A 21,067-nucleotide genomic window follows, 5' to 3' on the forward strand; every position below is an offset into this window, starting at 1 on the left:
ACCGCACTATTCCGGACCTCGTTGAAGGAGCCCATTCATGACCACCGCATCAGAGCTTCACAGCCAGCTCGTCGATCTCGCCTCCGATCCCGCGGTCGCGGGCCTGTCCCTCACCGGCCGGTACGAGTCCCTCACCGGGCCGACCGTCACCCCGCCGGCCGGGACGATCCGGCAGGACGGGAGGGTCGTCGGCATCTTCACCACCGCCGATGGCGAGCCGGCCGCCACCATCGACTCCTGGGGCTCGGTGGCCTCGCGCTGCGAGGCGCTCCTGGCGGGACGGTTTCGCGGTCAGACCCTCGCCGACTACCTGAACTTCCCGCTCGTGACCTTCGTCGACGAGAGAGGCCGGCTGCTCACCACCTCGGTCGAGCTCTCCCACCGGCAGGCCGATACGACCTGGCGGCTGGCGCGGGACGAGCTGCGGAAGGCCGGCGTCGATTTTGACGGGATCCAGCAGGCCACGCGTGAGAAGCCCGATGCCCTCCTGACCGGCTTCCCGACGGCAATCCCCTTCGGCTGGTGGCACTCGCAGACCAAGCGCTCCCAGAAGGCGGCCGACAAGGCCAACAAGAAGTCTTCCTCCGACGGGAAGGGCAACGAGATTGAGAAAGGGCGCGACGAGTACCTCGGCTACTACGTCATGAATCCCGCGGACTCTCGTTCTGCGCGCCTGTTCACCGCCGAGTTCATTGCAACGGGTGTTGAGGAGCGGCGCCGCATGGCCGGTAAGGTTGATGCCCTTTTTGCCGCCGTCGATGCTGAGACGAAGATCGGGGGAAACAAGCTTTCGACCGTGGGGCTGGGTTCCCTTCCGCCGACCGACCTGACCGGGAAGAAGAAAGACCGGCCGACGCCGTCGGACCTGACGTACCGCACCATTGAGAGTCACGCCTTCTTCTCCTTCACGGGACTGCGGACCTTCAGATTCAAGCAGCCGGAGCCGGCGCGCTCGCTCACGGTGGCCCTCACGCTCCTGCTCTATCTTCTGCACCACCAGAACCTCTCGCTGCGGGCCGGCGCGGAGCTGCGTCTGCTTGAGCCCGGGCTGGAGGCGCGGGTGGCGCGTCATGGCGCTGCTCCGGAGCCTCTGGGGCTGCCCGACGTCGACGAGCTGGCTGCCCTGGTACGTGAGCTCGGTGCCGAGGCCGGGTGGAAGAAGCCGGAAACGGCCCACATTATGGATGACTCCGCTCTGGGCAAGATCATTATCGCCATTGACGGCAGTACCGAGTCATGACGGCCTTTACTGTGACGGCGCGCTTCCCGGCAGGTGAGTTCAACGCCCACGACCGCGACGGGGGACCGGAGTGGCCTCCCGCCCCGGCTCGTCTGGCCGCTGCGTTTCTGGCGGCGGCCTACGAGGCTGGGAACGGGGTGGGCGCTGCGGAGAGTCTTTTCTTCTTGTCGCCCCCCAGGATCTCGGCGCCTCGCGCCGGAGTGCGCCGGGTCGGTTACGGACGCTGGGTGCCTGTCAACAATGAGATCAAGCTCGATAACCGAGGGAGGATGACCGGTATTATCGATGTTAACTCTCGTTTTGCGAGCAAGGACCTCAAGGATCCTGAGTGCGGCGCCCTGATCGGGGCGGGGCCCGACGACGTCGTGCGGTGGGTCTTCGACGACGCGCAGGACGTGGATGTGGAGGGATTGCAGCGGGTCGCCCGGAAGGTGGCCTACCTGGGCCGGCCGACGTCGCCGGTGATCCTCGACGTGGTGGAGGGCGTCCAGGAGCCGCCGGAGGCTCACGACCGGTGGATTCCCGATGAGAACGGGGAGTGTGCTTTGAGGGTGGCGACCCCGGAGCTGCTGCGCGCCCTTGACGAGCGCGAGGGGCAGCGCAGGCGCAGCCGCGTGACCGGTACCCATCCGCCTCTTGACGTGCGCCCTACTGCGAGGTATCGGCAGGCTGGTGCCGGCGCGCGGGTGATGGCCTCGGCGCCGTGGGATGTGCTCGCCGACGCGGTCCTGTATCGCTTTCCCGGGGGACGGTCGGGCGGAGTCACCGTGGGCGCGGCTGACGCGGCGACCATTGTCGATCAGCTGCGGGGGCAGGTGCCGGCTCTGGAGTGGGTGCTGCCGCTCTTCGGGGAGGTCGGACGACGAAGGGCGCCCGTGCTGCGCGGGTTCGTGCTGCAGGCGGGTGGAGTACCGGGCGAGATCACTCTGGCCGTGCGCAGTGGTGTTGTGAAGGTGCGGCCCTCAGAGCTGCGCGAGCTGGCCTCGCTGCCGAGGGTGGTGCGCGCTGCGACCGCGCCGACGTCGGCATGGACCTCGATCGTGCCCGTCGAGATGGAGTCGGAGGTTGCGGTCGAGCGGGTACGAGCGCTTGCGGACCGGCTGGGTGTGCGCCTGGTATGGGTGGGGCGTCATGCGCAGGCGCGAGCATCGGTCGGGCTTGATGCGTGCGAGCCGGGCGGCGCCGCTCACCTCACGGTCGTCTTCGATGAGGCTGTTGCCGGCCCAGTGGTCTTGGACGGCGTGTGTCTCGTTCCGGAGGAAGCCAGCGGGTTGGCAGTGAATGAGAAGCGAGGCGCGCGGGAGTAAGATCCCGCTGTATTGTACGGTTTCGCACGGTTTGCCCCGCGTGCGCGGGGGTAGAGGCAGGTTTCCGTCGGGGTTGGAGTAGGAGAGCTGGTTTGCCCCGCGTGCGCGGGGGTAGAGGCGCCGCCCAGGTCATCGCGGCCGGCAACGCCGCGTTTGCCCCGCGTGCGCGGGGGTAGAGGCGTGCTGAAGGTGTTCGGCGGTGCCCTGGCTGCGTTTGCCCCGCGCACGCCGGGGGTGTGAGGGCGCTCTCGTGGTCTCCGGTCGGGAGCGACAGAGTGTTGCGGTTGCGGTGGGGGCATGGCTGGGAGTGCGCCCCGCCGCGCCCTCTTCTCGCTTACTACGCTCCTTTGTTCCTTACTGTACGAGGAAAAGGAGCGTAGTAAGGAACAAAAGGGCGTAGTAAGCGATCGGCGGGGCCTACGGGTCGAGGAGGCCGAGCGCGCCTGGCGCGCTGCCGCTGACACCTCGCGCCATGCCGTAAGCGTCCTGCGCAGTCAGGGCCTCACCGTCCAGGACATCGCGACTCCGGGCGAACGTCCAGCGGCCCCACCCGGCCCGCCGGACGCGGCCTGCCCCGTGAGACGGCGCGGCTGCCCGCCCTGTGCACGGGTTATCGTGAGACATGCGCGTGTACAACTTCTCCGCCGGTCCCGCCCAGCTCCCCCTGCCCGTCCTCGAGCGGGCCGCCTCCGAACTCACAGACTGGCGGGGCTCCGGCATGAGCGTGCTCGAGGTCTCCCACCGCGGCAGGGACTTCGTCGAGTGCGCCGCCGACGCCGAGGCCGCCCTGCGCTCTGTCGCCGGCATCCCGGAGAGCTACCGCGTCCTCTTCCTCGCCGGCGGCGCCACCGGCCAGTTCTCCGCCATCCCCGCCAACCTCACCGCCCCCGGCGACACCGCCGCCTTCCTGAACACCGGCCAGTGGTCCGCCAAGGCCATCAAGGAGGCCCGCCGCCAGGGCGTCGTCGTCGAGGTCGTCGCCGACGAGGCCGCCTCCTCCTACACCACCACCCCCGCGCCCGGCTCCTTCACCGTGCCCGATAGCGCCCGCTACCTCCACTACACCCCCAACGAGACCATTGGCGGCGTCGAGCTCCCCTACATTCCCGACGCCGGGGGCGCGCCCCTCGTCGCCGACTTCTCCTCCGCCTACCTCTCGCGCCCCCTCGACGTCTCCCGCTTCGGCGTCATCTACGGCGGCGCCCAGAAGAACCTGGGGCCGGCGGGCCTCGCTGTCGTCATCGTCCGTGAGGACCTGCTGGGGCGCGCCCGCCCGGACGTGCCCGCTATCTGGGACTGGACGGTCATGGCCGCCAAGGACTCCATGCTCAACACGCCCCCGACCTTCTCCATCTACCTGCTGGGCCTCATCCTCCACTGGATCGAGGACACCGGCGGCCTGGCCGCCATGGGAGAGCGCAACAGCGCCAAGGCCGCCCTCCTGTACGGGGCCATCGACGCCTCCGACTTCTACACCAACCCGGTCGAGCCCCGCTCCCGCTCCTGGATGAACATCCCCTTCACCCTGGCCGACCCGACTCTCGACGCCGACTTCCTCGCTGGCGCCGCGGCCGCGGGCCTGACGGGCCTCAAGGGCCACCGCAGCGTCGGCGGCATGCGCGCCTCCATCTACAACGCCATGCCCGTCGAGGGCGTGACCGCCCTCATCGACTACATGGCCGAGTTCGAGCGCACCCGCGCCTGAGCCCGCCCGACCTGAACCCGCAACCCCGCACCCCAGCGAAGGACCCCATGACCACCCGCAAGCAGTTCCGCGTCCAGACCCTCAACGCCATCTCCGGCGCGGGACTCTCCCGCTTCCCCGACGACCTCTACGACGTCGGCGGCTCCCTGGCCGACCCCGACGCGCTCCTGGTGCGCTCGGCCAAGCTCCACGACGAACCCATCCCCGAGACCGTCCTGGCCATCGCCCGCGCCGGCGCCGGTACCAACAACATCCCGGTCGCCGCCATGACCGAACGGGGCGTGCCGGTGTTCAACACGCCGGGCGCCAACGCCAACGCCGTCAAGGAGCTGGTCCTGGCGGGCCTGTTCATCGCCTCGCGCAACCTCATTCCGGCCGCCCGCTTCGCCCACACCCTTCAGGGCGACGACGCCGCCATCGCGGCCGCCGTCGAGGCCGGCAAGAAGCAGTTCGTCGGCTTCGAGCTGCCCGGCCGCACCCTGGGCGTGGTCGGGCTGGGCGCCATCGGCGTCCAGGTCTCCAACGCCGCCCTCGGCCTGGGGCTTAATGTCGTCGGCTTCGACCCGGGCATCAGCGTGGAGCACGCCTGGCACCTGAGCGCGGAGGTCGAGCGCGCCGAGTCCATCGAGGAGGTCTTCCGGCGGGCGGACATCCTGACCGTCCACGTCCCGCTCATCGACGCGACCCGCGGGCTGGTGTCCACCCAGCGCGTCGCCCTCATGAAGGAGACCGCGGTGCTGCTCAACTTCGCGCGCGCCGAGATCGTCGACACCGACGCCGTCGTGGCCGCCCTGGACGAGAGGACCCTGGGCGGCTACGTGTGCGACTTCCCCTCCACGCTGGTCCACAAGCACCCCAAGTGCATCTCGCTGCCGCACCTGGGCGCCTCCACCAAGGAGGCCGAGCGCAACTGCGCCATGATGGCCGTCGATGCGCTGCGCGGCTTCCTCGAGGACGGCCAGGTCCACAACTCGGTCAACTTCCCCGAGGCCGTCATGGCGCGCCAGGAGGGCACGCACCGCTTCGTCATCGTCAACCGCAATGTGCCCAACATGGTCGGCCAGGTCTCCACGATCGTGGCCCGCCGCGGGCAGAATATCGCCAACCTGCTCAACAAGTCGCGCGGCGAGCTGGCGGTCACGCTGGTGGACGTCGAGGGCGGGATCAGCGTTGAGGTCCTCGAGGAGCTCCGGGCGATCGACGGCGTCATGTCCGCCCGCGGCATCTGAGGCACGGCGCGGGGCGGCCCGGCATGCCGTCACCCGCACGGCCGCGGGGCGGGGGCGAGATTCTCCAGGACTCGCCCAGCGAACATCGCCGTCCCGCTCTCGCGCGCCCGGGCCGCTCATGCGGCCGCTGGCGCCCGGAAGGTCGCCCCCGGGCTGCCGATGTTGACGGCCCACCTGATCCCGGAGGCATCGAGGCCCGCTGCGGACTCCCCGCAGCATCTCCCGAAGGGGCTCGAGGAGCCGGTTGGTGCGGTCAGCGGGCGCCTCGGACCGATCGCGGCGCGGAATACGACCGGTCTCGGTGAAGAGGGCTGCACCGCCCGCCGTCTCATGAGTCGGTGCCGACGGGCCGGTACTCAGGTCTTGCGCGCGGCGGTCCTGAGCAGGCCCAGCGTCCGTGCGGCGGGCGAGTGGGGGGCGACCGGGAGGACCACCAGAGTCAGCCCAGGGTCCGCCGCCAAAGGGGTGGCCTCCATGCACACCTCCAGGTCCCCGACGTCGGGGTGGTGCAGACGCAGGACGCCCGCCCGCTGCTCCATGACGTCCTGCGTCTCCCACAGCCCGCGGAAGCGGGGGTTGCCCGTGCACAGCTCGACCACCAAGTCGAGGAGGCCGCGGTCCCCGGGCACGCGCCCCGCCTCGGCGTGCATGGTGGCCACAATGTCGCCGGCCACCTTGTCCCAGTCCGTGTAGAAGGCGGGCGCGCGCTCGTCCAGGAAGACGAAACGAGCGATATTCGGCGCGCCGGGCGCATGATCGGGCGCGTCCTCCGGCTCGCCCGTGCTCTGCTGGGAGTCGAAGTGGGGCGAGTACAGCCGCCGTCCCAGCTCGTTGGCGCCCAGCAGGTTGAGGCGGCCGTCGCGGATGAATGCCGGGGCGCCCTCGATCGCGTCGAGCAGCCACTGCAGGCTCGGCCGGATGCCCGCCGTCGCCGGCCGGTCCGAGGCGCGCCGGCCCGTTGTGGTGCTGCGGGCGAGTCTGCGCAGGTGGGAGCGCTCGACGTCGTCGAGCCGGAGCACCTCGCCGATGGCGTCGAGCACCGTGTCCGAGACGCCTCCGGCCCGCCCCCTTTCCAGGCGGGTGTAGTACTCGGCGCTCACCCCGGCCAGCAGGGCGACCTCCTCACGCCGCAGGCCCGGAACCCGGCGGTGCCCTCCCGCCGCGGTCAGACCGACCTCCTGCGGGGACAGGCGGGCGCGCCGCGTCGCCAGGAAGCTGTGGAGCTCGGCTCGGGGGTCCACGGTCCCATTATTCCCGACGCCGCAGCGAGGGGCGCCCTGCGAGTCCCCCTCTCAGCAGGATCTGTCACAGGCCGCGGTCGCCCTGATTGCATGGTCGCGGCACGACGGACCGGCCCGCGTGGAGCCCCGCGGATCGCGGGCGCCGGGCCGCAGAGCTCCGCGAGAAGGAGGAAAGGACAATGAGTACATGGCGCGAGGACGCCATTCGGGCCATCGGTACCGCCGACGACTTCCATATTGCGCCGTTCCACCCCGACGGCGTCACCACCGGAACTCCCACATGGATCTGGTCGGTCATTGTGGAGGGCAGGCTGTTCGTGCGCTCCTACAGCGGCACCAGCGGCCGATGGTACCGGGCGGCCATTGAGCAGCGGGCCGGGATCGTCAAGTCCGGGGGCAGGACGTACAACGTCGACTTTGCCCCCGCCCCCGAGTCCTGGGCAGGCATCATCGACGACGCCTACTCCAAGAAGTACGCCGGCAGCCCGTACCTGCCGATGGAGCTGAGCGAGCGGGTGCGCGCCGCCTGCGTCGAGGTCATCCCCGTCAGCGAGGCCGGCTGAGGTCCGAATGAGAGAGGACGAGAGTATGAGAATCGCACTGATCACCGGCGCCGGGCGCAAGGGCGGACTCGGCTACGAGGCGTCCCGGCAACTGGCGGAGAAGGGCCATCACGTCATCCTCACCGCCCGGCGTCTGGAGCAGGTCGAGCCCCTGGCGCAGGAGCTCGTCGCGCAGGGCCTGAGCGCCTCCGCGCTGCGCCTGGACCTGACCGACGACGCCAGCGTCGTGGCGGCGGCGCGCGCCGTCGAGGCCGAGCACGGCCGCCTGGACGTGCTCATCAACAACGCTGTCCTCATGATCCCCTCGGGCACGATCGCCCAGAAGGACCTGGAGGAGTTGAGCCGGGAGCTCGAGACCAACGTGGTCGGGCCCTGGCGCGTCGCCAAGCACCTCTTCGGCCTGCTCGCCGCGAGCGACCACGCCAGGATCGTCAACGTCTCCAGCGGGGCGGGCTCCTTCTGGGACCCGGATTTCGGGCTGGTCAACTACCCCGGCCTGGCCCTGCCGGGCTCCGGCGATGCGTCGATCACCGCCTATGGGATCACCAAGACGGCGCTCAACGCTGTGACCATCAAGATGGCCAAGGACTTCCGCTCCAGCCGCATCCTGGTCAACGCCGTGTGTCCCGGCGTGACCGCCAGCCGTCCCGGGGCGGGATTCGGCCGCCCCGCCGCCGAGAGCGCCAAGGGCCTGGTCTGGGCGGCCACGCTGCCCGACGACGGCCCGACCGGGCTCTTCTTCCGCGACGGCAAGCAGCTGCCCTGGTGAGGCGCGCGGGAGCGGCCTGGAAATGATCGTACAGGTACGCAAGCACAGAAAGCAGGCATTAATGAGAATCGCAGTCATCGGCACTGGAATGGTGGGGCGCGTCCTCGCTGCCAAGCTCGCCGAAACCGGTCACGAGGTCACCATCGGCACCCGTGACGTCGAGGCCACGCTCGCCCGCACCGAGCCCGACCAGATGGGCGCCCCGCCCTTCTCCCAGTGGCGGGGCGAGCACCCCGATATCGGCCTGGCCACCATGCCCGACGCCGCCGCAGGCGCCGAGCTCGTCGTCAACGCCACGGCAGGTCGCGTCTCGCTGGAGGCCTTCCGGAGCATTGGCGCCGAGCGGCTCGACGGCAAGATCGTTCTCGATGTGGCCCAGCCGCTGGACCTGTCCCGGGGGCTGCCGCCCACTCTCACCGTGGTCAACACCGACTCCCTCGCCGAGCAGCTCCAGCGCGAGCTCCCGGGCGCCAGGGTGGTCAAGTCGCTCAATACCACCTACGCCGAGGTGATGGTCAACCCGGCGCGGGTGCCCGGCCACCACAACATCTTCGTGGCCGGGGACGACGAGGGCGCCAAGCGCGTCGTCCGCGGTATTCTCGGCGAGCTCGGCTGGCCGGAGGACCGGGTCATCGACCTGGGCGACATCACCGGCGCCCGGGCCGCGGAGATGTTCGCGCGCATGTACTTCACCCTCGTGGGCGTTCTGGGCACCTTCGACATCAATATCGCCGTTCTCGCCGGGGGCCGGAAGGAGCAGCGACCATGACGTCCATGACACGCGCGACCGGCCCGACGGCCGTGCGGACCGTCTCCCTCAACAGCGGCGGCGAGATGCCCGTCGTCGGGCTCGGCGTCTTCCAGATGGACGACGCCCAGGTCCGCGAGATCGTGCCGGCGGCCGTCGAGGCCGGCTACCGCCTCATCGACACCGCCTCGCGCTACTACAACGAGGAGGCCGTCGGCCGGGCCCTGGCGGAGCTGGACGTGCCCCGCGAGGAGCTGTTCATCACCACCAAGCTCTGGTTCAAGGACCACGGCGAGGGCATGACCCTGGACGCCCTCAGGGTCTCCCTGGACAACCTGGGCCTGGACTACCTCGACCTCTACCTCGTGCACCAGCCCTTCAACGACTACTACGCCGCCTGGAGGGACATGGAGAAGGCCCTGGGGGACGGGCTCGTGCGCGCCATCGGGGTGTCCAACTTCTACCCGGACCGCTACCTCGACCTCGTCACCCACACCGACACCGTCCCGGCGGTCAACCAGCGCGAGACCCACCCCTACAACCAGCAGGTCGACATGCAGGAGCTCATGGGCCGCCACGGCACCGTGCTCCAGGCCTGGGGCCCGCTGGGCCAGGGCAACACGGCGATCCGCGAGGACCCGGCCCTCGTCGCCATTGCCGAGGCCCACGACGTGAGCGTCCCGCAGGTCATGATCCGCTGGCTCGTTCAGCGCGGCACCGCGCTCGTGGTCAAGTCCACGCACGTCGAGCGCCTGCGCGCCAACCTCGACGTCTTCGGCTTCACGCTCACCGACGACGAGATGGCCGCCATCGCCACCCTGGACAGGAGGACCCCCAACGCCGGCTTCACCCACCAGGATCCGCGGATGCTCGAGGCCCTCATGCGCTTCGAGTAGCAGGCGGCGGGCGCGCCGGTGCTGGCCCGCCGCGTCGAGATAGACATTTTCGTACGAGGTAGACGGTGACACCGCCGACCTCGTACGAAAATGTCTATCTCGACGCAGGAGCCGCGCTGCAGGGGCGTCACCTCCTGGGGGCGGCCTCCAGGGAGTCCCCGAAGTACCGGTCGCGCACGTCGAGGGCGGCGCGCCGCGCGGCTCCGCGGACGACGGCCTCGCGCCCGAGCGTCGAGACCCTGACGACGGGCATGCGCGGGACGAGGCGCGCCAGGGCGCGCGTGAAGTGCTCCAGCCACAGGTCCGCGCTCGGCGCCATCTCGCCTCCCAGCACCACAATGGCGGGATCCACGGCGAGCACGAGCGCGGCGGCTCCGGTAGCCAGGTCCCGGGCGTAGGTGCGCACGCAGGAGGCCGCCTCGGCGTCCCCGTCTCGCGCGGCGCGCACGACCCAGGCGATGCGCTCGCCCGCATCCTCCAGCTCCGGCAGGCGCGGGTGCGCGGTCAGGTCCCGGACGGCGCGCTCCCACCGCAGGACCTTGAGCCCTCCGATCTCCCCGGCCGCTCCGGCTGACCCCTCGATCACCCTGCCCTGGCTCATGATTGCCGCGCCGGTGCGCCGGCCGGCGAGGATGTGGACGACGTCGGAGTACCCGGCCGCCTGACCGTGCTGCACCTCGGCCAGCAACGCGGGCCTGCAGCTGTTGCCGACCCGCACCGGGCACGCGAAGCCGGCCCTCAGGCGCGTCACCAGGTCGATCTCGTGCCACTGGGGCGGCGGCGTGCGGGAGGCCGTGCGCCCCGGCTCCTCGAGGGCGGCGGAGACGGCGACGGTCAGGGCGTGCACGTCGTCGGCGCGCAGCCGGGCCCGCGCGAGCGCTTCGGCGATGAGCCGGTCCAGGACCGCGAGCCGGGCCGGCGGGTCGAGGCCGGGCTCGACGTCCTGGGAGCACCGGGCCAGCGCCGTCCCCGCCAGATCCGCGAGCAGGACCTCGACGTGGCGCACACCGACGTCAGCGCCCAGGACGACGGCGCCCTCGCTGCGGAACCGGTATCGTCGCGCCGGTCGTCCGCCGGTCATGCCCGTGACCGCCTCGAGCGTAGTGATCCAGCCCAGCTCGCGGAGGTTGGCCAGAGCGGCGTTGACGCTGGTTCGGGACAGGCCGCAGTGATCGGCGATCTCAGTAGCAGTGGCCTCACCGCCATCGACGAGCCAGTGGAGGATCTGCAGGGAGTTGAGCTCCCGGATTCGCTCGGGACCAACTCCCATCCTGCCTGTCACCGTGTCCTCCGTCCGTGGGCGTTAGGGCCACGGTAACGGGTTCCACAGAGACGTGCGCTATGAGAATACTGCATGTTCGCATGCTTCGTCAAGAGCGTTGACAAACTTTTGTCGGGATGCGACTTTATCCATAGTGGGTCGCATTGGGCGCCCTCACGGCTCTGGCAGCGCAGCCAGTGGTGTCGAGCGAAGGGGAGTGGCAGTGAGCGCGACGTCATCGACGGCGGTTCTCGCGGGCGGATTCACGTTCCGGCCCCTGGGAGAGGAGGCCGGGCGCGAGTACCTCGCCGTCCAGCGCCGGCCTCCCGGCCGTTCCCGGTGCGGCCCGATCGCGCGGGCGCCCGCGGGCGGCGGGCCGTGCGTCATGGGCGCCCTCGACCCCGGCGGCCTCCCGGTCGCCATGGCCGGCTCCCTGCCGATGACTGTGAGGATCGGCGGTCGGGGGCTGCCCGCGCACGGCCTGCTCGATGTGGCCGTCGACCTGCGCCACCGGGGGCGCGGCGTCGCCCGCGGGCTCCTCGGCAGGCTGCTCACCGACGAGCGCGCGAGCGGCTCCGCCGTCTCCCTGGTCCACCCCGCTGCGCCCCTGTTCTACCGGTGCCTGGGGTACGAGGCCGTGGGCTGCCTGGAGCTGCGGGAAGTGGCGCGCGCCGTCGTCGAGAACGCCGCCGCGGACCCGACGGTGCGCCTGCGCGGGCCCCGCGTCGGCGAGGACGTGCTCGGCCCGCTGTCGCGCCATCTCGAGGGTGCCCTGAGCCCGGCGCCGCCCGCGGACGACGGCGTGCGCGACGTCGTGCTGGAGCGCGCCGGCCGGGTCGTCGGCATGCTGCGCCTTGAGCGGCTCCCCGGGCGCCTGGTCGTCCACTTCCTGCGCGCCGCCGACGCCGGTGCGTGGACGACGGCGCTGGCCGCGCTCGGCGCCGAGGCGGCAGAGGCCGGCGGGTCGCGCATCGAGGTGTGGGGCGGCGGGAACGACGACCTGATCCGCTGGTCCCCCGACCGGCTGCGGGTGCGGGAGTGCTCCATGCCCATGCTGCGAGTCATCGACGTCGTGCGGGCGCTGGAGGGCCGGGGGTGGCCCGACGACGTCGAGGGGCGGTGGTGCCTGGACGTCGCCGACCCCCTGGTGCCGGCCAATACCGGGACGTGGGTCCTGACGCTGGAGGGCGGCCGTGCCCGCGTGCGTCCGGGCGGTGCGCGTGGCGTCCCGGTGAGCCTGCCGCGTCTGGCCCAGCTCGTGGCCGGGGTCCCGCCGGTCTGCGACGAGACCGTTCCGGTGGATCTGGCGTGCGCGAGCCTGCTGCGCCCGTGGGCCGGGCTCATCGAGTTCTGAACGACCGGTAGATTCTCGGGCGAGCCCTCTTCCACCTGGGCGCCGATCGGGCTATTATCTAGTAAGTACTAGGTAAATGGCGACGGCGCCGCACAGGAGGCACTCATGATCCGATCCGACCGCATCCTCTTCGGCGCGGCCTACTACGACGAGTACACCCCCGCCTCCGCGGGCCCCGACCGCCTGGAGCGCGACATGGAGATGATGGCGGAGGCCGGCTTCACCACCATCCGCATCGCCGAGTTCACCTGGGGAACCTGGAACCCCGCCCCCGGCGTCTTCGACTTCACCCACGTCGACCGCACCATCGACGCCGCCGCCGCCCACGGCCTGGGCGTCATCGTCGGCACCCCCACCGCCGCCGTCCCCACCTGGCTGGCCGCCCGTCACCCCGAGGTCCTCGCCGTCACCGGCGCCGGCCCCGCCGTGTACGGCCCCCGGCAGAACATGGACATCACGGCCCCCGCCTACCGCCACTGGGCCGAGGCCGCCATCCGGGCGCTGGTGGCGCGCACGGCGCCGCGGGACGTCGTCGTCGGCTTCCAGCTCGACAACGAGACCAAGTACTACGACGCCGCCAACCCCGGCATCCAGCGCGCCTTCGTCGACTGGCTCAAGGAGCGCTTCGACGGCGACCTCGACGCCCTCAACGCCGCCTACGGCCTGAGCTACTGGGCCAACCGGGTGAGCGCCTGGGAGGACTTCCCGGACGTGACCGGCACCATCAACGGCTCGCTCGCCGCCGCCTTCGACGCCTTCCGCCGCGGCCTGGTCGCCGACTTCCTCGCCTGGCAGCGCGCCATCGTCGACGACTACCGGCGCGAGGACCAGTTCGTCACCCAGAACTTCGACTACGAGTGGCGCGGGCACTCCTTCGGCATCCAGCCCGCCGTCGACCACTTCCGGGCGGCGCGGGCCGTCACCCTGGCCGGCGTCGACATCTACCATCCCGGGGAGGACCACCTGACCGGCAGGGAGATCGGCTTCGGCGGGGACGTGAGCCGCTCCCTGAAGGACGGCGCGCCCTACCTCGTCGTCGAGACCCAGGCGCAGGGGCAGATGGGCTGGCTGCCCTACCCCGGCCAGCTCCGCCTCCAGGGCTACTCCCACCTGGCCTGCGGGGCCCGCGGCGTCATGTACTGGCACTGGGGCTCCCTCCACAACTCCTTCGAGACCTACTGGAAGGGGCTGCTCTCCCACGACTACTCCCCCAACCCCACCTACCTGGAGGCAGCCGGCTTCGGCCGCGAGATCGCCGAGCACGCCGCCGCCCTGACCGGTCTGACCAAGCGCAACCGGGCGGCCATCATGGTCTCCAACGAGTCGCTCACCGCCCTGGAGTGGTTCGCCCTGGAGTCCGGCTTCCCCCGGCGCTACTCCGGGGGCGGGGCGAGCTACAACGACGTCTTCCGCTGGGTCTACGACGCCCTGTTCGACCTCAATATCGAGGTCGACATCGTCCCCGCCGACGCCGGCGCAGAGCGCCTGGCCCGCTACGGGATGCTGGTGGCCCCCGCCCTGTACGTCACCCCCGGGGCCACGACACGGGCCCTGCGCGACTACGTGCGCGGCGGCGGGCACCTGGTCACCACCTTCCGCACCGGCGTCGCCGACGAGAACCTCCAGGTCTTCACCGATCGCCAGCCCCATGGGCTGAGCGACCTGCTGGGGCTCGGCACCGACCAGTTCACCCGCCCCGAGGGCGTGCGCCTGGCCCCGCGCGGGGCCCTGGCCGAGGCGCTGGGATCCGACAGCGCCGGCGCGGGCGGTGGGAGTGCGGCGGAGCGTGAGGGCGCCGACGGCGGGGGTGCGGGCGGCGGCGCTGGCGGCGCCGTCGGGCGCAATGAGGCGGACCTGGCGGCCTCCACCTTTATGGAGCTGCTCACCCCGGTCGCCCACCCGGCCGAGGGCGGCGACGTCGAGGTCCTCGCCGAGTACTCCCACCACGCCTGGTCCGGGCCCGCCATCGCCGCCCGCGCCGTCGGCGCCGGCTCCGTCACCCACCTGGCCACCATGACGAGCCCGGCACTGCTGCGCGCCGTCCTGCGCCTGACCGCCGAGCGCGCCGACGTCGCCGACTGGGCAGTGGGCCTGGCCGGGACCGTGACGGTCCGCAAAGGCGTCAACGGCCGGGGGCGCAGCCTCACCTACCTCCTCAACTACTCCCGGGAGCCGGTCGGCGTTGTCCTGCCCGTCGGCGGGCGCGACGTCCTGGGCGCCGTCGGCGAGCCGGGCGCCCCCCTCGCGGCGGGCGCGGCCGTGAGCGTCCCCGCCTGGGGGGTGCTCGTCGTCGAGGGCGACCGGGCCTGAGACCCGTGCGCCGCCTCCGGCACGGATACGCCCGCCGGTGGCGCGCACCGCTTTACGACAACCTGTCGCAGACTTCCTGATCCCCGTCATGGCAATGAGAGCAATGACAACCGACACGAATCCGAGGAGAGTCATGTCCGCTGCAGCTACCGAGCCGACCGCCGGCCCCACCTGGGTCGCCACCACCGAGGACAACCCCTGGTTCACCCCCGACGAGCCCGTCTCGATCGGGGAGATGACCGCCTTCCCCGGCGCCTTCCTCCGCCTCGACCAGCCCGCCCAGGAGGTGGACGGCTTCGGCGCCTGCTTCAACGAGCTCGGCTGGGTCGCCCTGTCCCGCCTCGACGAGGGCGAGCGCTCCGAGGTGCTCCGCCAGGTCTTCGCCCCCGGCGTCGGCGCCGACCTGTCCGTGTGCCGCATGCCTGTGGGTGCCAACGACTTCGCGGTGGACTGGTACTCCTACGACGAGGTCGACGGCGACTACGCCCTGGAGCACTTCAGCATCGAGCACGATGAGGCCACCCTTGTCCCCTACCTCAGGGCCGCCCTGGCCCACCGCCCCGACCTGACCCTGTGGGCCTCCCCGTGGGGCCCGCCCAGCTGGTTCAAGCGCAACAGGCACTACGCCTGCGCCGCCCCGAACCCCCTGAGCGAGCAGACGAGGTTCGACAACGGCCTCGACCCGGACAACCAGATCGCCGAGGGCACCGACGGCCTCATCCTCACCGACGAGGTCCTGGACGCCTACGCCCGCTACTTCGGCAGATTCATCGACGCCTACGCCGAGCGCGGCATCACGATCTCCATGGTCATGCCCCAGAACGAGTTCAACTCCGCGCAGATCTACCCGGCCTGCACATGGACCCCGGAGGGCCTCATCGCCTTCCTCAAGCGGCTCATCCCAGAGATGGACAGGCGCGGCGTCGCCGTCTTCTTCGGCACCATGGAGCGCCCCGACGACTCCATGGTGGAGAAGGTCCTGGCCGACCCGCAGGTCGGCCCCCGCATCGGCGGCGTCGGCTTCCAGTGGGACGGCAAGCGGGCCGTGCCCTTCGTCCACCACGCCCACCCCGACCTCAAGATCTACCAGTCCGAGCAGGAGTGCGGCGACGGGCGCAACGACTGGCGCTATGCCAGGTACGCCTGGACGATGATGCGCCACTACTTCACCAATGGCGCGAGCGTCTACGACTACTGGAACCTGGCCCTCGACGAGGGCGGGGTCTCCCGCTGGGGCTGGAGCCAGAACTCCCTCGTCGTCGTGGACCCGGCCACCGGCACGAGCCGCTTCAGCTACGAGTACTACGTGCTGCGCCACCTGTCCGGCTTCGTGAGGCCCGGCGCCCGCTTCATCCCGGCGCTGTCCTACACGGGGTATGAGAACCTGCTCGCCTTCCACAACCCGGACGGGTCCGTGGTCGTGGCCGCGCAGAACGACATGACGACCCCGCAGGAGATCGTCGTCGGGATCGGGCGGAAGAACGTGACCTTCACCGCGCCGGCGGACTCCATCGTCACCGTCGTCGTCCCCGCCGAGGAGGTCGAGGTCGCGGGAAAGCCGCTGGCCTGAGGCCGCCACGCGCTCCCGGCGCACCCTTGGCGTCGAGATAGACGTTTTCGGACGAGATCGACGGCGACACCGTCGATCTCGTCCGAAAACGTCTATCTCGACGGGGCGGGCCGCGTCAGCGGTAGTCGTCCCACAGCGGGGAGGGGAAGAGCAGCGGCTCCCACCGGGTCCACTCCTCCACGAGGCTGATGGCGGGACGCCGGAAGTAGCGGATCTGCGCGCCGTCCATGGCCTCAAGGGCCATCTCGACCAGGGGCCGCATGGTCTCCCAGCCGCCCGCCTCCTGGATCTCGGGAGGCAGGCGCCAGGTGAAGTTGGAGTAGTACTCCCAGACCTGGTTGGGGCGGTCGATGAAGTAGTCGTGGGCGGGGTGCCGGGGGTCGGTCGCCTCCACCCCGAGCGTCATGTAGAGCTCCATGAGCTGGGGGCGGGCCTGGTTGAACGCGACCAGGTACCGGAAGTAGGCGGGCAGGGATATTCCCTCAGGGTGGGTGGCTGCGGCGCTGCCGGAGTCGAGGAAGTCCTGCGGGGTTCCCTGCCTGTCGTAGCGGGAGTCCAGAAGAAGCTCGAGCAGGCCGTTCTTGGTGCCGATGTAGTGGAGGAGGCCGGCCTGGGTGATGCCGACGCCGTCGGCGACCTCCTGCAGGGATAGGCCGTTGAAGCCGTGCCGGGCGACGAGCTCGGTGGCGACAGTGACGATCTGTTCGCGGCGCTCCTCCGCGGAGAGCCGGACACGCTGCTTGGCGGCCGAATTGGAGGTCATGACTACAATCCTAGAGACAATCCGCTGCGACGGCGCGCCAGCCCCGCCTGCGGTTCGGGCGGGACTGGCGCGCGGACGGCGCAGCCGGTGCAGCGCGGCCGGCTGAGCGGACGGCGCAGCCGGTGCAGCGCGGGCGGCTGAGCGGACGGCGCAGCCGGTGTAGCGCGGGTGCCGCCGTGCTCAGCGGACCTTCCTGATCATGAGGATGGAGAAGCAGCCGAGGACGGCGCAGGTGATGGAGATGGGGAAGACGAGGGTGTACTCCCCGGTGCGGGTGACCACGAATGAGGTGATGATCGGGCCGCACATCTGGCCGAGGGTGGTGGACATGTTGAGGATGCCGAGGTCCTTGCCGGCCTTGTCCGGGTCGGGCAGGACATCGACGTTGAGCGCCTGGTCCACCGAGCTGTAGACGGCGTAGCCGAAGCCCGCGATGGCGGCGAACAGGTACATGCCCATGGTGGAGTGGATGAGCCACGGCATGGCCACGCCCACGGCGAAGCACAGGGACGAGATGACGACGGGCAGCTTGCGGCGGCGCAGCAGGTCGGAGATCGGCCCGCCGAGGAAGCCGCCGGACAGGCTGGTGACCAGGATGATGGTGTTGGTGACCGAGACGGTGGTGACGACCTCCGCGGCGGACAGGTGGAGGTAGTCCTGGATGATGTAGAGCTGGTAGGCGTTGATCATCTGGTAGGAGATGAGCATGGTGAAGCGGCCGACGAAGGCCTTGTAGAAGTCGCCCGCGTTCCTGGTCGGGGGGACGAAGGACTGCAGGAGGTCCAGGAGCGAGCCCGCCTCGACGTCGGCGTCCGTGGAGGGGCGCTCGCGGGGCCACAGGGCGACGGCGACAATGCCGGAGACTCCCATGAGCGCCCCGCCCAGGACGAATCCGGAGACGGACGCCGTGCCGCCGGCGATGAACCGGGCGCCGATAATGGCGCCGAGCGGGTACCCCATGGAGGCTCCGACGCCCCAGAAGGTGGACATGGTGCCGCGGATCGACTCCGGCACGCGGTCGGACAGCACGGCGATGGCGGGGGCCAGCATCATGTTGAGGCCGACCATGCACAGGCAGTAGTCGAGCGTGAGCAGGACGGTGCTGCTGAGGACGCCGACGGCGAAGAGCGTGATGCCGCCGAGGACGCCGCCGCACACCACCCAGGGGGTGCGCCTGCCCAGACGCGAGCGGGTGCGGTCGGAGAAGTTGCCGAAGACCAGGTTGGAGACCAGGGACACGACGGCGGTGATCGCGTTGATCGTGCCGAGGAGGGCGTCGGGGCTCGCCACGCCGAGGTCCTTGAGGCGCTGGGGCAGGAGGACTGAGGCGATAATGCTCAGGCCGATCGCCCACAGGACGGAGATGAGGAGGAAGCCCGCTCCGAAGCGCACCATGGTGCTCCTGGGCAGGGGCAGTCCCGTGTCGGGCGCCAGATTGGAGGGAGCCGGGGCCGCTTCCTCGGCAGCGAGGCTTGCTGGTGTCGGGGGCATGTGTGTGACCTATTCGTCGAACGGCGGTGTCCGTCAGAACTGACTACTTACTGATTAGTAAGTACAACGGCGATCGTAATCGCTTCGCACCGTTGCGTCAACAGGTTGCTCATCCGATTTGCCAACGACCGACAATAACGATTACCGCAAGTTAAAATCGTGCCAGGACTGCTCCACATGCGCGGCGGCGCCGTCGTCCCCCGCCCGCGCTGCCGCGCTGCCGCGCCCCGGCCCACCCCGGCCCGCGCGTACCGGCCGCGACCGGCGTCGGGGGTCCGCCGTGGCGACCTCGACGACGAGCCGCCCCCGCCCCGATTCCCCACCGGGGCGCGAGTAGGCCAGTCTTGACCCATGCGCCTGACCGCCGACCTCAGGGACCTCGCCGCCGTCCCGGCCTTCCGCACTCTGCTCGGCGTCCGCCTCATCTCCCAGACCGGCGACGGGATGGTGCAGGCCGGGCTGGCGACGCTGTTCTTCTTCCGCCCCCAGAACATGACCGACGCGGCCGGCGTCGCCGCCGCGCTGATCGTTATGCTGCTGCCCTTCTCCGTCGTCGGCCCCTTCGTCGGGCCCTTCATCGACCGCTGGCGGCGCCGTCAGACCCTCCTGGTCGGCAACCTCGTGCGGGCCAGCCTGATCGCGGCCACCGCGCTGCACCTGGGCGCGGCAGGGATCGGGCCGCTCGTCTACGTCCTGGTCCTGGCGGCCCTGGGCGTCAACCGCTTCCTGCTGGCCGTGATGTCGGCCGGGCTGCCGCAGATCATCGGCCGCGAGCGGCTGCTGGTCGCCAACTCCATCGTGCCCACCCTGGGCGGCACGGCCACCGCGGCGGGCGCCGTCCTCGGCCTGGTCCTGCGCCTGGCGCTGCCGGCGGGCACCGCCCAGGACGCCGGCAGCCTCGTCGTCGCCGTCGGGCTGTACGCGCTCGCGGCCGGGGCCGTCACGCGCCTGGGCGGGAACGAGCTGGGGCCCGAGCGGATCGACCGCCGCACGGAGGTTGCGACGGCGCTAGCCGCGACCGCGGGCGACCTGGCCGCCGCCGTCCGCTACCTCGTGCGGCGCGGGACGCCCGGCCTGGCCCTGACCACCATGGCCCTGCACCGCTTCGTGTACGGCATGGAGCTGATCACGCTGATCCTCATGTCGCGCAACCTTCTCGCGGCGCCCGAGGACGCCGACGCCGGGCTGGAGGTCTTCGGTGCGCTCATGGGTGCGATGGTGGCCGGGCACGGCCTCGCCGTCGTGCTCACTCCCCTGGCCCGCGAGAGGGTGGCGCCGTCGGCCTGGATCGTCATGTGCCTGATCGGCGGGACCGCGGGCCAGCTCGTCCTCGTGGCCACGCACATGTGGGCCGCGGTGGCGGCGGGGATCTTCCTCTTCGGCGTCGGGGTGCAGGGCGCCAAGATCGCCGTGGACACGATTGTGCAGGCCGACACCGCCGACGCCTACCGCGGGCGCGCCTTCTCCATCTACGACGTCCTGTTCAACAGCGCCGAGTGCGCGGCGGCCGGAGCGGCCGTGCTGGTGATGCCCGCCGTCGGCTGGTCGCGGGGCGTGCAGGCGGCGCTGATCGCCTTCGTGTGGGCGGTCGCGCTGGTCTACCGCGGCCGGGTCGGGGCGCTGGGCGGCCGGCCCCGCCCGGTGGGCGGGCCCGGGGCGTGAGGTCCGGCGGCGGTGAGGGCGGTCGGGGACGACGGCGGTTGTGAGGCGGTTATGAGATGCTGTTGTCTGAGAAGACGCCGCCCCAGCGCAGACCGAGTGCCGGCCTCCGCCGCATTCTCCTTCGCCGGGGCGCGTGTGTCCTGCGCGCGTCAGTACCCCGATACACCGCAGCGCCGAGTCCCAGGGAGGTCGGATGGCCGTCGACATGGTCGCCGGAGCAGTGAAGAAGATCCTCGACGCCGTCGTCAACGGCACGTTCGTCGAGGAGGAGCCGCTGCCCGCGGAGGCGGACCTGGCGCGCTTCCTCGACGTGTCGCGGCCGACTATGCGGGAGGCGGTCCGCACGCTGTCGCTGGGCGGCGTGCTCAATGTCGTGCACGGCCGAGGCACGTTCCTGCTGCCCCGGTTCCGCTGGAGCGAGCTGCGGTACCTGATGTACGTCTCGGCGCACGAGGGCAATGCCGTCGAGGTTGAGGTCCAGGTGCTGGGCGTGGAGGAGATGATCGAGGTGGGGGCGGTCCGCCTGGCGGTTCGCAATCGCACCGAGGAGGACCTCGCCGAGATGCGGCGCAGCGTCGAGCAGTATGCGGTCGCGGACCGCGCCGACGACGTCCAGGCCCTGGTCGGTCTCGACTACGCCTTCCACGATGTGATTCTGCGGACCGCCGGGAACCAGTTCGTCTCCTCGGCGGTGCACCCCTACCGGGACGCCCTGCTCGGGGTGCGGTTCCGCGCGACTGAGTCCAAGGAGGTGCGCAGCCGTGTGGACGCCCAGCACAGGGAGATCCTGGCGGCGGTGGAGAACCAGGACGAGGACCTGGCGGTCTCGCTGATGCAGGCGCACATGGCGCAGACGCGCGAGGACATCCTCGCCGCCCGTCAGCGCCGCCCCGACGAGGTCTCGGAGAACCTGTAGGTGCCGAGGGCGCTGGTGCTGGCGCGCTCGTGATAGAAGCGA

General features: G+C 70.9%; 17 protein-coding genes. 13 read left to right on the forward strand and 4 right to left on the reverse strand.

The genetic code is table 11. The features are described from left to right. The first annotated feature begins 37 nt into the window (after window positions 1-37). The 4 genes from cas7g to O145_RS04365 all read left to right on the forward strand — a co-directional run bounded on the left by cas7g (window position 38) and on the right by O145_RS04365 (window position 5,481). The gene (gene cas7g, locus O145_RS04350; RefSeq protein WP_043560211.1) at window positions 38-1,240 is read left to right on the forward strand and encodes a type I-G CRISPR-associated RAMP protein Csb1/Cas7g; all 1,203 of its coding nucleotides are present in this window, start codon (window positions 38-40) and stop codon (window positions 1,238-1,240) included. Beyond that, window positions 1,237-2,547: a type I-G CRISPR-associated protein Csb2 gene (gene csb2, locus O145_RS04355; protein ID WP_043560214.1), complete on the forward strand. Its 1,311-nt coding sequence runs from the start codon at window positions 1,237-1,239 to the stop codon at window positions 2,545-2,547. The genes cas7g and csb2 overlap by 4 nt, the downstream gene beginning before the upstream one ends. A 622-nt stretch (window positions 2,548-3,169) precedes the next feature. After that, window positions 3,170-4,252: a 3-phosphoserine/phosphohydroxythreonine transaminase gene (gene serC, locus O145_RS04360; RefSeq protein ID WP_043560216.1), complete on the forward strand. Its 1,083-nt coding sequence runs from the start codon at window positions 3,170-3,172 to the stop codon at window positions 4,250-4,252. A 47-nt stretch (window positions 4,253-4,299) separates the two neighbouring features. Next, the gene (locus O145_RS04365) at window positions 4,300-5,481 is read left to right on the forward strand and encodes a phosphoglycerate dehydrogenase (protein WP_043560220.1); all 1,182 of its coding nucleotides are present in this window, start codon (window positions 4,300-4,302) and stop codon (window positions 5,479-5,481) included. A gap of 356 nt (window positions 5,482-5,837) precedes the next feature. On the opposite strand, the gene O145_RS04370 is transcribed toward O145_RS04365, so the two are convergent. Continuing rightward, window positions 5,838-6,722, reverse strand: a complete 885-nt coding sequence (locus O145_RS04370) for a helix-turn-helix transcriptional regulator (RefSeq protein ID WP_043560224.1) — start codon at window positions 6,720-6,722, stop codon at window positions 5,838-5,840. Between the two features lie 179 nt (window positions 6,723-6,901). On the opposite strand from O145_RS04370, the gene O145_RS04375 reads away from it, so the two are divergent. The 4 genes from O145_RS04375 to O145_RS04390 all read left to right on the forward strand — a co-directional run bounded on the left by O145_RS04375 (window position 6,902) and on the right by O145_RS04390 (window position 9,698). Beyond that, window positions 6,902-7,285, forward strand: coding sequence for a DUF2255 family protein (locus tag O145_RS04375; protein WP_043560227.1), 384 nt, complete (start codon window positions 6,902-6,904; stop codon window positions 7,283-7,285). A gap of 25 nt (window positions 7,286-7,310) precedes the next feature. Then, window positions 7,311-8,054: an SDR family NAD(P)-dependent oxidoreductase gene (locus O145_RS04380; protein WP_229118346.1), complete on the forward strand. Its 744-nt coding sequence runs from the start codon at window positions 7,311-7,313 to the stop codon at window positions 8,052-8,054. Between the two features lie 61 nt (window positions 8,055-8,115). Further along, a complete protein-coding gene (locus tag O145_RS04385) occupies window positions 8,116-8,823 on the forward strand; it encodes an NADPH-dependent F420 reductase (protein ID WP_043560232.1) in 708 nt (235 codons plus the stop codon). Further along, window positions 8,820-9,698 carry an aldo/keto reductase gene (locus O145_RS04390; RefSeq protein ID WP_229118347.1) on the forward strand — a complete coding sequence of 293 codons (879 nt, stop codon included), beginning with the start codon at window positions 8,820-8,822 and terminating at the stop codon, window positions 9,696-9,698. Before O145_RS04385 ends, O145_RS04390 begins: the two co-directional genes overlap by 4 nt. Window positions 9,699-9,825: 127 nt before the next feature. Here O145_RS04390 and O145_RS04395 read toward each other — a convergent pair whose 3' ends face one another. Next, window positions 9,826-10,968, reverse strand: coding sequence for an ROK family transcriptional regulator (locus O145_RS04395; RefSeq protein ID WP_043560235.1), 1,143 nt, complete (start codon window positions 10,966-10,968; stop codon window positions 9,826-9,828). Window positions 10,969-11,182: 214 nt separating this feature from the next. Here O145_RS04395 and O145_RS04400 point away from each other — a divergent pair, with 214 nt between their 5' ends. From O145_RS04400 to O145_RS04410, 3 genes are all read left to right on the forward strand, one after another. Continuing rightward, window positions 11,183-12,313, forward strand: coding sequence for a GNAT family N-acetyltransferase (locus O145_RS04400; protein ID WP_043560238.1), 1,131 nt, complete (start codon window positions 11,183-11,185; stop codon window positions 12,311-12,313). Between the two features lie 105 nt (window positions 12,314-12,418). Next, window positions 12,419-14,623, forward strand: coding sequence for a beta-galactosidase (locus tag O145_RS04405; RefSeq protein ID WP_043560241.1), 2,205 nt, complete (start codon window positions 12,419-12,421; stop codon window positions 14,621-14,623). Between the two features lie 133 nt (window positions 14,624-14,756). Next, a complete protein-coding gene (locus O145_RS04410; RefSeq protein ID WP_052374663.1) occupies window positions 14,757-16,193 on the forward strand; it encodes a glycoside hydrolase family 30 protein in 1,437 nt (478 codons plus the stop codon). Window positions 16,194-16,308: 115 nt separating this feature from the next. Here the strand turns inward: O145_RS04410 and O145_RS04415 are convergent, their stop codons facing one another. Together O145_RS04415 and O145_RS04420 are read right to left on the reverse strand one after the other, a co-directional pair. Further along, window positions 16,309-16,956 carry a TetR/AcrR family transcriptional regulator gene (locus O145_RS04415; protein ID WP_043560243.1) on the reverse strand — a complete coding sequence of 216 codons (648 nt, stop codon included), beginning with the start codon at window positions 16,954-16,956 and terminating at the stop codon, window positions 16,309-16,311. 180 nt (window positions 16,957-17,136) lie between these two features. Further along, window positions 17,137-18,447 carry an MFS transporter gene (locus O145_RS04420; protein ID WP_043560245.1) on the reverse strand — a complete coding sequence of 437 codons (1,311 nt, stop codon included), beginning with the start codon at window positions 18,445-18,447 and terminating at the stop codon, window positions 17,137-17,139. Between the two features lie 351 nt (window positions 18,448-18,798). On the opposite strand from O145_RS04420, the gene O145_RS04425 reads away from it, so the two are divergent. Next, window positions 18,799-20,109 carry an MFS transporter gene (locus O145_RS04425; protein ID WP_043560247.1) on the forward strand — a complete coding sequence of 437 codons (1,311 nt, stop codon included), beginning with the start codon at window positions 18,799-18,801 and terminating at the stop codon, window positions 20,107-20,109. 193 nt (window positions 20,110-20,302) lie between these two features. Further along, the gene (locus O145_RS04430; protein WP_043560249.1) at window positions 20,303-21,025 is read left to right on the forward strand and encodes a FadR/GntR family transcriptional regulator; all 723 of its coding nucleotides are present in this window, start codon (window positions 20,303-20,305) and stop codon (window positions 21,023-21,025) included. Window positions 21,026-21,067 lie beyond the last annotated feature (42 nt).

Origin of the sequence: Actinomyces israelii DSM 43320, from assembly GCF_000711965.1 — a bacterium.
GTDB classification, from domain to species: domain Bacteria; phylum Actinomycetota; class Actinomycetes; order Actinomycetales; family Actinomycetaceae; genus Actinomyces; species Actinomyces israelii.

Excerpts from the sequence above, each read along its gene's own strand:
- O145_RS04405 (WP_043560241.1), top strand. The coding sequence starts at position 12,419 with ATGATCCGATCCGACCGCATCCTCTTCGGCGCGGCCTACTACGACGAG.
- O145_RS04420 (WP_043560245.1), bottom strand. The coding sequence starts at position 18,447 with ATGCCCCCGACACCAGCAAGCCTCGCTGCCGAGGAAGCGGCCCCGGCT.
- O145_RS04395 (WP_043560235.1), bottom strand. The coding sequence starts at position 10,968 with ATGGGAGTTGGTCCCGAGCGAATCCGGGAGCTCAACTCCCTGCAGATC.
- csb2 (WP_043560214.1), top strand. The coding sequence starts at position 1,237 with ATGACGGCCTTTACTGTGACGGCGCGCTTCCCGGCAGGTGAGTTCAAC.
- O145_RS04385 (WP_043560232.1), top strand. The coding sequence starts at position 8,116 with ATGAGAATCGCAGTCATCGGCACTGGAATGGTGGGGCGCGTCCTCGCT.
- O145_RS04425 (WP_043560247.1), top strand. The coding sequence starts at position 18,799 with ATGCGCCTGACCGCCGACCTCAGGGACCTCGCCGCCGTCCCGGCCTTC.
- O145_RS04365 (WP_043560220.1), top strand. The coding sequence starts at position 4,300 with ATGACCACCCGCAAGCAGTTCCGCGTCCAGACCCTCAACGCCATCTCC.
- O145_RS04375 (WP_043560227.1), top strand. The coding sequence starts at position 6,902 with ATGAGTACATGGCGCGAGGACGCCATTCGGGCCATCGGTACCGCCGAC.
- O145_RS04415 (WP_043560243.1), bottom strand. The coding sequence starts at position 16,956 with ATGACCTCCAATTCGGCCGCCAAGCAGCGTGTCCGGCTCTCCGCGGAG.
- serC (WP_043560216.1), top strand. The coding sequence starts at position 3,170 with ATGCGCGTGTACAACTTCTCCGCCGGTCCCGCCCAGCTCCCCCTGCCC.
- cas7g (WP_043560211.1), top strand. The coding sequence starts at position 38 with ATGACCACCGCATCAGAGCTTCACAGCCAGCTCGTCGATCTCGCCTCC.
- O145_RS04390 (WP_229118347.1), top strand. The coding sequence starts at position 8,820 with ATGACGTCCATGACACGCGCGACCGGCCCGACGGCCGTGCGGACCGTC.
- O145_RS04410 (WP_052374663.1), top strand. The coding sequence starts at position 14,757 with ATGTCCGCTGCAGCTACCGAGCCGACCGCCGGCCCCACCTGGGTCGCC.
- O145_RS04430 (WP_043560249.1), top strand. The coding sequence starts at position 20,303 with ATGGCCGTCGACATGGTCGCCGGAGCAGTGAAGAAGATCCTCGACGCC.
- O145_RS04380 (WP_229118346.1), top strand. The coding sequence starts at position 7,311 with ATGAGAATCGCACTGATCACCGGCGCCGGGCGCAAGGGCGGACTCGGC.